Source organism: Streptomyces niphimycinicus, from assembly GCF_018883605.1.
Classification (GTDB): domain Bacteria; phylum Actinomycetota; class Actinomycetes; order Streptomycetales; family Streptomycetaceae; genus Streptomyces; species Streptomyces niphimycinicus.
The window spans coordinates 1-7,132 of sequence record NZ_JAHLEM010000869.1 but is presented as its reverse complement, the minus strand read 5'-3'; the positions used below and the strand labels follow the sequence as shown (position 1 = coordinate 7,132).

General features: G+C 72.8%; 2 protein-coding genes. Both read right to left on the bottom strand.

What is annotated here, in order from left to right; all coding sequences use genetic code 11:
- Positions 1-1,484, bottom strand: a 1,484-nt coding sequence (locus tag KN815_RS44495; protein WP_216347476.1) for a type I polyketide synthase, incomplete at its 3' end; no start/stop codon positions are given.
- A gap of 41 nt (positions 1,485-1,525) precedes the next feature.
- A partial coding sequence (locus KN815_RS44490) for an SDR family NAD(P)-dependent oxidoreductase (protein WP_216347474.1) occupies positions 1,526-7,132 on the bottom strand: 5,607 nt, incomplete at its 5' end.

Genomic DNA, 7,132 nt, shown 5'->3' with positions numbered 1-7,132 from the left:
GCCTGCCCCCGCAACGCCTCCGCACTACGCCCCGACACCACCCACGGCACCACCCCACCCACACCAGAGGCATCCACCCCCACCTGCGGCGCAACCTCCTCAGGCCCCTGCTCCACGATCACATGCGCATTGGTGCCGCTGATCCCGAAGGACGACACGCCGGCCCGGCGCGGCCGCTCCCCGTCCGGCCACTCGACCGCCTCCGTCAGCAGCCGCACACCGCCGCCGTCCCATTCCACATGGGGCGTCAGCTCCTCGGCATGGAGGGTGGCCGGGAGCACGCCGTGTCGCAGGGCCATGACCATCTTGATCACACCGGCCACACCCGCCGCGCCCTGCGTATGGCCGATGTTCGACTTCAGCGAGCCGAGCCACAACGGCCGGTCCTCCGGACGGTCCCGGCCGTAGGTGGCGATCAGCGCGTCGGCCTCGATCGGGTCGCCCAGCTTGGTGCCCGTGCCATGCGCCTCCACCGCGTCCACCTCGGACGGGGCCAGTCGGGCGGCGGCGAGGGCCTGGCGGATCACCCGCTGCTGGGAGGGGCCGTTCGGCGCGCTGAATCCGTTGCTGGCGCCGTCCTGGTTGATGGCCGAGCCACGGATCAGGGCGAGCACCTCATGTCCGTTGCGCCGGGCGTCGGACAGCCGCTCCAGCAGGACGAGTCCGACGCCTTCGCCCCATCCGGTGCCGTCGGCGTGCACCGAGAACGCCTTGCACCGGCCGTCCGGGGACAGTCCCCGTTGCCGGGAGAAGCCGGTGAACACCTCGGGAGTGGCCATCACCGTCACCCCGCCCGCAAGGGCCAGGGTGCACTCCTCCTGCCGCAGTGCCTGGCCGGCCAGATGGATCGCGACCAGGGATGACGAGCACGCCGTCTCCACCGTGACGGCCGGTCCCTCCAGGCCGAAGGTGTAGGAGACCCGGCCCGACAGCAGGCTCGGTGCGTTGCCCGCGTATCCCTCGGATCCCTTCTGCGGAAGGTCACCCGATGTGGCGCCGCCGGTGGTCGCCGTACCGGCGTAGACGCCCGTCCGGGAGCCCTTGAGGGACACCGGGTCGATTCCCGCCCGTTCGCATGCCTCCCAGGCGGTTTCCAGCAGCAGTCGCTGCTGAGGGCTGGTGGCGAGCGCCTCGCGTGGGCTGATGCCGAAGAACTGGGGGTCGAATCGGTCGGCGTCGTAGAGGAATCCGCCACGGCGGACGTAGGTGGTGCCGGGGTGGTCCGGGTCCGGGTGATAGAGGCTGTCGAGATCCCAGCCGCGGTCGGTGGGGAAGTCCCCGATCGCGTCCACACCGCCGGTGACCAGCCGCCACAGGTCCTCGGGCGTATTCACTCCGCCCGGGAACCGGCAGGCGATGCTCACGACCGCGATCGGCTCCTGGTGGCGCTCCTCCACCTCGCGCAAACGCAGGCGCGTATCGTGCAGATCCGCGGAGACGCGCTTGAGATACTCGACCAGTTTCTCTTCATTCACGTTCACCATGCGGTTTCACCCGGCCTCAGCGATCGTCGCGCCCGGCACATTCAGGACACACCCAGTTCGTTGTCGATGAAGTCGAGAACCTGGGCCGCGGACGCGGACTCCAGCCTCTCCGCGGCGGTCTTTTCTTCCTCCGCCGGCTTTCGTGTCGCTTTCCACTTCGCCAGCAGGCTTTCGAGCCGTGCCGTGACCGCCCCCGAATCGTGGTCTTCCATCTCGAGGCCGATCAGGGTGGTTTCGAGCCTGGCCAGTTCGTTGAGGACCGGATCGGCGCCGTCCCGGCCCGTGCCGGTGCCCACCGCCGGGGCGATGCGTTCCAGCAGGTAGTCGGCGAGCACGGCCGCTTCCGGATAGTCGAAGACGAGCGCGGCGGGCAGCCGCAGACCGGTGGCGGCGGCGAGCCGGTTGCGCAGTTCGACGGCGGTCAGGGAATCGAAGCCCAACTCCTTGAAGCTGGCCTCGGCCAGCACCGCCTCGGCGTCGGCGTGCCCCAGCACGGTGGCCACATGGCCACGGACCAACTGGAGGACCGCGCGGTGCTGTTCCGCGGTGGACAGGCCCGCCAGCCGCCCGGCCCAGTCGTCCGGCCGCGTATCGGCTGCCGCCGCCGTACGCCGCGCCGCCGCGCCACCGGCGCCGGATGCGGCGAGGGCGCGGAGCGTGGCGGGGAGGCTGTCGGCGGGCTGGGCGGCCAGGACACGGGTGTTCATGTCCGCCGCGATCAGCAGGTGGCCGCCGTGCTCGGCCGCCGCGTCGAGCAGCCGGAGGGCATGGTCGGCGGCCATCGCGGTGACGCCAGAGCGGGACATCCGGGCCAGGTCCGCGTCGGCGAGGCCGCCGGTCATCTCGCTGGATTCGGCCCACAGGCCCCAGGCCACCGAGACCGTCGGCAGGCCCAGTGCCCGGCGGTGGGCCGCCAGCGCGTCGCAGAAGGCGTTGGCCGCACCGTAGTTGGCCTGTCCCGGGCTGCCCATGACCCCGGCGGCCGACGAGAACAGCACGAACGCGCCCAGGCGCAGATGGGCCGTCGCGGCGTGCAGATGGGCCGCGGCCGTGGCCTTCGCCGCCCAGACCCGCGCCAGCCGCTCGGGGGTCTGCGCGGTGACGACGGCGTCGTCCAGCACACCCGCCGCATGGATGACCCCGGTCAGCGGATGCCCGGGGTCGACCCCCGCCACCAGCTCGGCCACGGCCGCCGCGTCGGTGACATCGGCGGCGACGATACGTACCCGCGCGCCCAGGGCGGTCAGCCGGTCGGCGAGGTCCCGGGCGCCCGGTGCTTCCGGACCCCGGCGGCTCACCAGCAGCAGATGCCCGATCCGCCAGACACGTACGAGGTGTTCGGCGACCAGCGCGCCCAGGGTGCCGGTGCCACCGGTGATGAGGACGGTGCCGTCCGGGTCCACCGGGGCGGGGACGTCCAGCACCAGCTTGCCGGTGTGCCGGGCCTGGCTGAGATGGCGCAGCGCCTCACGTGTCCGGCTGAGCGGCCAGGTCCGCACCGGCAGCGGCCGCAGGGCTCCGGTGGTGAACAGCTCGCCCAGTTCGCCCAGCATCCGGCCGATGTGTTCGGGCCCGGCGTCGGTGATCAGGTCGTAGACCTGGTACGTCACTCCGGGGTGCTCCTCCGCGACGCACTCGGGGTCACGGAGGTCGGTCTTGCCCATCTCCATCAGTCGGCCGCCCTCGCCCAGCAGCCGTAGCGATGCGTCGACGAAGGGTCCGGCGAGGCTGTTGAGCACCACATCGACGCCACGCCCGCCGGTGTCCTCGCGGAACACCTCCTCGAAGTCCAGATCGCGTGACGAGGCCCGGTGCGCCTCGTCGATGCCCATCGCCTCCAGCACCGCATGCTTGCCGGGGCTCGCTGTCGCGTAGACCTCCGCCCCCAGATGACGGGCGATCCGTACGGCCGCCATGCCCACACCGCCGGTCGCGGCATGGATCAGGACCTTCTCCCCGGCCCGGAGCCGGGCCAGCTCCACGAGCCCGTACCAGGCGGTCAGGAACGCCACCGGCACCGAGGCCGCTTGCTGAGCGGTCCACCCGGCGGGAACGGGCGCCACCATACGGGCATCGGTCACCGCCGTCGGGCCGAACGCGCGGTCGAAGACCCCCATGACCCGGTCGCCCACCGCGACCCCGGTCACCTCGGGGCCGACGGCCAGCACCACACCGGCGCCTTCGCCACCGAGCCCGGTCTGGCCGGGGACCATGCCCAAACTGATCAGCGCGTCACGGAAGTTGATACCGGCCGCGTGCACCGCCACCCGTACCCGACGCGGTCCGAGGGGCTCCAGCACCTCCGGGCACGGCACCGGCTTCACGTTGTCCACCGTGGCCGCGCCGGTCAGCTCCAGCCGCCACGCGGGCTGTCCCACCAGTGCGGCCACACCCCCGCTGCTCATACCACCGGCACGCATCAGCCGGGGCACCCGGAGCCGCCCCGCCCGCAGCGCGACCTGCGGCTCGTCCAGGTGCGCCGCCCATGCCACGGCGCTGCGCACGCTCTCTTCGAGCGGCTCGGAGTCCGGGTCGAGATCGACCAGAAGGAATCGCCCCGGGTTCTCGGCCTGCGCACTGCGCACCAGGCCGCACACGGCGGCCCCGGCCACATCCAGGCCGCCGTCTCCGGCGCAATCGGCGTGGGGGGCGCCGTCCGCGTCGGGGGCGCCGTCCCTTTCGGAGACATCGTCCGCCTCGGGGGCGCCCTCCGCGTCGGAGGTCTCGATCGCGACCGCTCCCCGCGTGACCACCACCAGCCGCGTCTCCGCCAGCCGAGGTTCGGCCAGCCAGCCCCGCACCAGTTCCAGCACCCGCTCCGAGGCCGCCAGACCGGCGGCCGCCAGGTCCGTACCCGTGTCCCCGCCGGACGGGCCGCCGAACGCGGGCGGATACGCGATGGCCACCGAGGGGGCGGGGCCGTCACCGTCGAGGGCGGACACCAGCGCATCCACATGCCGATGGTGTACCGCGCCCGGCACGATCGGCCCGTACTCCTGCGGGCCCAGAACCACCCACTCACCGCCGTCCGCCGGATCCGGCTCCCGCCGTCCGGCGCCGGTGTCCGGTGCGGGGACGGGCAGGGGCGTCCACTCCAGGGTGAACAGCCCGTCCACCTCCGTCCCGCCGGAGGTGCGCAGTTGGTCCATGTCGGCCGGTCGCATCACCAGCGAGTCAACGGTCAGCACCGGAGCGCCCAGAGCGTCGGCCACCTCGACCCGCAGACCGCGTTCGCCCTCGGAGCCACCCGCCTCCTGCTCCCGGGGCGAGAGCCGGACCCGTACGGTCGTGGCACCGCCCGCCCACAGCGACACGCCGTTCCAGGCGAACGGCAGCCACACCCGGCCGTCCTCGTTCTCCTGCCCGGGCCGGTCGAGGAGGAACGCCGGATGGAGCGCGGCGTCCAGCAGCGCCGGATGGATACCGAATCCCTCCGGGTCTCCGGCGGCCTCGGGCAGCGCCACTTCGGCGAACACCTCCGCGCCGTCCCGCCATACGGCCCGCAGGCCACGGAACGACGGCCCGTAGGCGTACCCCGACGCCGCGGCGCGCTCGTAGAACCCGTCCAGCCGTACGGGCTCCGCGCCCGCCGGGGGCCATGCCGGGCCCGGCTCGCCCACCGGACCCCGCGCGGGGCTCTGCGGGGACGGCGGACTCAGAACGCCCTCGGCATGGCATACCCAGCCCGGCTCGGCACCGGGCTCGACATCGCGGTCGGGCCGGGAGTACACCCGCACATCACGCCGCCCGTCCTCGGTGGCCACGCCGACCACCACCTGAACGCGCAGCCCACCGGACGCGGGCAGCACGAGCGGGACGTGGAGCGCCAGCTCCTCCACCCCGCCGCAGCCCGCCTCATCGGCGGCCCGCAGCGCCCACTCCACCAGCGCCGCGCCCGGGGCCAGCACGGCGCCCGCCATCACATGCTCGGCCGGCCAGCCCCCGGCACCGCCACCGGCCGAGATCCGGCCGGTGAGCAGCAGCCCGCCATCGGCGAGGCCGACGGCCGCCGGAAGCTGGGCATGCTCGACACGCTGGAGCCCTGCGGCCCCCACATCCCCGACACCACCGCCCTGGGCCAGCCAGTAGCGCGCGCGCTGAAAGGCGTACGTGGGCAGGTCGACCGTCCGGGGCGCCGGGTCGGCCGGGAACCAGTGGGCCCAGTCGATATCGGTGCCATGGGTGTGCAGTTGGGCGAGGGCGTGGCCGAGTGCGTGCGCATCGGGTCGCTTACGGCTCAGGGTGGCTGTGACCAGGGGTGCCGGCCGCTCGGCCGCGTCCCCTCCCTCGTGGCTGTCCGCGTCCGTCGTCGCCTCGTCCGGGGTGAGGTGCTGAAGGGTGTGCTGGGTCGCGGTGGCGAGAACGGAGTCGGGGCCGAGTTCGAGGAAGACGCCGGTTTCGGGCGCGATATGGGCGATGGCGGGGTGGAAGCGGACGGGTTGGCGGATGTGGCGCACCCAGTAGCCCGGCGTGGCCATTTCCTCGTCGGCCGGCTCACCGGTGAGGTTGCTGAGCACCGGGAGGATGGGCCGGTGGAAGGTCAGGCCGTCGATGGCCTGCGCGAACGGCTCCAGGATCGGGTCCATCAGCGGGGAGTGGAAGGCGTGGCTGACGGTCAGGGTCCTGGTCTTACGGCCCTTGGCCGCCCAGGTGGCGCTGATGTCGGTGACAACGTCGATCGGTCCGGAGATGACGGTGTTGCCGGGAGTGTTCACGGCGGCGATACCCACCTGGCCGTCGTATCGGGCCAGGTCCTCGGCGAGTTCATCAGCGGTGGCCGCGATGGTGACCATGCCTCCGCCCTCGGGAAGCCCACCCATCAGGGTGGCGCGGGCGGCGACGAGGCGACAGGCGTCGGGAAGGTCGAAGACCCCGGCGACGTGGGCGGCGGCGATCTCGCCGATGGAGTGGCCGATGACCGCGTCGGGGCGTACGCCGACCGAGTCGAGCAACCGCGCCAGGGCGATATGCAGGGCGAACAGCCCCGCTTGGGCGTAGGTGGTGTGATCCAGCAGCCCCGGCCGCTCGGCCACACCGTCGAAGACCACGCAGTGGAGGGGATGTTCCAGGTGGGAGTCGAGCAGGCCGCAGACTTCGTCGAACGCGGTGGCGAACACCGGGAACCGTTCGTACAGCCCGGCCCCCATCCCCTGGCGCTGACTGCCCTGACCGCTGAAGAGCCATACGGTCTTGCCCGTCGCCGCTCCGCTGCCGGGGAGTACGACACCCGGATGTGGTTCACCGCTCGCCAGTGCCTCCACGGCGGCAAGCAGCTCGGCGCGGTCATCGCCCAGCGCCACCGCCCGGTGCTCGAACAGAGATCGCGTGGTGGCAAGTGACCAGCCCACCTCGACCGCCGGGGTCTCCGGGCAGTTGGCGACGCGTTCGGCCAGCGCGGCGGCCTGGCCACGCAGCGCCTCCGCACTCCGCGCGGACAACGGCCATGGAACCGCCCGCATATCGGGGGAGATCACGGGTTCGGTCGTGACACCCTCGACCGGCTCGGGGGCCTGCTCCAGAAGGAGATGCGCGTTGGTGCCGGAGGCGCCGAACGAGGACACACCGGCCCGGCGCGGCCGCTCACCGATCGGCCACTCCACCGCCTCGGTCAGCAGCCGCACCGCACCGCTGTCCCAGTCCACATGCGG